Consider the following 3,016-nt stretch of genomic DNA (forward strand, 5'->3'; position numbering starts at 1 on the left):
ATGACCGCGCCGCCAGACCTGCGGGACTTCGACGAGCGGATCGCGCAGGTGCGCCGCGACAAGGAGTCCGCGATCGACGCGCAGGACTTCGAGCGGGCCGCGCAGCTGCGCGACAAGGAGAAGCAGCTGCTGGGTCAGAAGGCGCAGCGGGAGAAGGAGTGGAAGGCCGGCGACCTCGACGTCGTCAGTGAGGTCGATGACGAGCAGATCGCTGAGGTGCTCGGCAACTGGACCGGTATCCCGGTGTACAAGCTGACCGAGGAGGAGACTTCGCGTCTGCTGCGTATGGAGGACGAGCTGCACAAGCGCGTCATCGGGCAGGAGGACGCGGTCAAGGCGGTCTCGAAGGCGATCCGGCGTACCCGGGCGGGTCTGAAGGACCCGAAGCGTCCGTCCGGCTCGTTCATCTTCGCCGGCCCGTCGGGTGTCGGTAAGACCGAGCTGTCCAAGGCCCTCGCCGAGTTCCTGTTCGGTTCCGAGGACGCGCTGATCCAGCTGGACATGTCCGAGTTCCACGACCGGTACACGGTGTCGCGGCTGGTGGGTGCTCCTCCCGGCTACGTCGGTTACGACGAGGGTGGTCAGCTGACGGAGAAGGTGCGGCGTCGGCCGTTCTCGGTGGTGCTGTTCGACGAGATCGAGAAGGCCCACCCGGACGTGTTCAACACGCTGCTGCAGATCCTGGAGGACGGTCGGCTCACCGACGGTCAGGGTCGGATCGTGGACTTCAAGAACACGGTCATCATCCTGACGACGAACCTCGGTACCCGGGACGTGGCGAAGGCCGTGAGCCTCGGGTTCCAGGCGTCGGAGGACTCGGAGTCGAACTACGACCGGATGAAGCAGAAGGTCAACGACGAGCTGAAGCAGCACTTCCGGCCGGAGTTCCTGAACCGCATCGATGACACGATCGTGTTCCACCAGCTGCGGGAGAACGAGATCCTGTCGATCGTGGACATCATGATCGCCCGGATCGAGACGCAGCTGCGGAACAAGGACATGGGTCTGGAGCTGACCGACAACGCCAAGAAGTACCTGGCGAAGAAGGGCTTCGACCCGGTCCTGGGCGCGCGGCCGCTGCGCCGCACGATCCAGCGCGACATCGAGGACAACCTGTCCGAGCGGATCCTGTTCAACGAACTGACCCCCGGCCAGATCGTCGTCGTCGACTGCGAAGGCGACCCGAACAACACCGCCAAGTCCAAGCTGGTGTTCCGGGGCGGCGACAAGCCGGCGACAGGGCCGGTCCCCGACGCCGGGGCGGTGACGGCATGACCGGCGTACGCGAGCAGGAACGCGTCACCGACGCGCCCACCGGGACGGACACCCTCCGTTTCCTGGGCCCGGTCGACGGCGGGTTGCCCGACGAACCGGCCCCGGGCCGCATCGGGACCGGACAGATCCTCCGGCTGCTCACCCGGCAGCTGTTCGCGTACCCCACCGGCACGGACCCCGCCGTCCGGCCGGTGGCGGACGCGGCCGTGGAACTGCCCACGGTCGACAACGGAGGAATCAGCGCGGACGGGCGCACCTGGCGCATCCGGCTCCGGGACGGCATCCGCTGGGACGCCCAGGCCGCCCGGGAGTTGACCGCCGGCGACGTCGTCCGGGGCCTCAAGCGCACCGCCCACCCCCTCGCCCGCGCGATGCGCCCGTACCTCGGCGAGATCATCGAGGGCATGGCGGACTACTACCGGGCGTACGACGAGGCGCTCGGGCACTGGGAGGCGCACGCCCCCGCCTTCGCCCAGTTCCAGCAGTTCACCCGGATCCCGGGGCTGCGCGCCGAGGGGGACACCGTCGTCCTGCGGCTCACCGCGCCGGCCAACGACCTCGTCGACCTGCTCGCCACGGGATTCACCGCGGCGGCCCCCCGGGAGTACGACTACTACGTGCCCGAGAGCCCCGAGCTGTACCGGTGCACGCCCTCCGCCGGGCCGTACCGGATCGCCAAGCGGCTGTCCCCGGGCGGCGACCTCGTTCTGGAGCCCAACCCCCGGTGGGATCCGGGCACCGACCCGGTACGGCGGCGCACCGCGCGGCGCATCGAGGTCGTCGCGGCGGCGGACGGCCAGCCGGTCGACCCGGCGTCGGGCTTCGGGGTGCTGTCCTGGTCGGTGCCGTCGCCGGCGGCCCGGTTCGCCGGCACGGGGTGCAGCTACTACCTCTCCGCCGGCGCCGGTGGGGCCGCCGAGCCCCACGCCGTACGGCATGCGCTGTCGTGGGCGCTCGACCGTGCGGCCCTCGCCGAGGCGGCCTGCGCGGCCGGCGCCGACGGCGCCGCCACCCAGCACGGCGTCCTGCAACCCGGGCACCCGGCGGCGGAACGCGGCGCCGACGACGCACCCGACACCGGTGATCCGGAGCGGGCGAGGCGTCTGCTCGACGCCGCCGGGCTGGGGGAGGGGACCCGGCTGACCCTGGGCGTTCCCGCCGGCTCGCGGCTGGGCGCCGTGGCCGCCGCGCTGGTCGCGGTGTTGGCGCGGTACGGCATCACCCTCGTGCCGGTCCCGCTGGCCCCCTCCGGCGGGCCGGGCATCGACGTCGTGTTGCACGAGTGGGTGCCGGCCTGGGCCGGCGACGCCGGTCGCGACCTGGTGCACCGGATGTGGCCGTCCGACGGCCACGCCGGCGACCCGGCCGAGGTGGCCCGGGAGGCGCTGCGGGCCATGGACCCGGGCGAGGCGGCGACGCTGTGGCGTCGCTTCGACCGGCTGGCCACCGCCGACCTGCGGCTCGTGCCCCTGCTCGTGGCGGACTGGCCGCGGGCCCGGGCCGACGGTGTGGCCGCCGGGGCGGCCCGGTGGTAGGGGCCGTCGGGCCGGGCTGACCACGCCCGGCTACGTCGCGGGGGGGGGGCCGGGGGGGCACGGCCCCCGCCCCCCGCGCGCCCGGGGGGGCCCCCCCCGCCGCGCCCCCCCCCGACGGTGGGAGACCGACGTACGGGGGTGGAGAGATGGCTGAGCAGTTGCAGTCGGCAATCGAGTCCTCGATGCAGAAGACCAACGAGATGTTG

The 3,016-nt window shown here is 72.4% G+C and carries 2 protein-coding genes; both read left to right on the forward strand.

Translation table 11 applies throughout. The features are described from left to right. Positions 1-1,275: AAA family ATPase (locus tag ABT006_RS34905; RefSeq protein WP_350712739.1), on the forward strand; the 1,275-nt coding region annotated here is incomplete at its 5' end. Then, on the forward strand, positions 1,272-2,810 hold the full coding sequence (locus ABT006_RS34910; RefSeq protein ID WP_350712740.1) for an ABC transporter substrate-binding protein: 1,539 nt from the start codon (positions 1,272-1,274) through the stop codon (positions 2,808-2,810). The genes ABT006_RS34905 and ABT006_RS34910, both read left to right, overlap by 4 nt. Positions 2,811-3,016 lie beyond the last annotated feature (206 nt).

Origin of the sequence: Micromonospora sp. NPDC002717 (assembly GCF_040295705.1) — a bacterium.
GTDB lineage: Bacteria > Actinomycetota > Actinomycetes > Mycobacteriales > Micromonosporaceae > Micromonospora.

What these genes read in the sequence shown, in the direction of transcription:
- ABT006_RS34910 (WP_350712740.1), top strand. Translation starts at nt 1,272, where the DNA reads ATGACCGGCGTACGCGAGCAGGAACGCGTCACCGACGCGCCCACCGGG.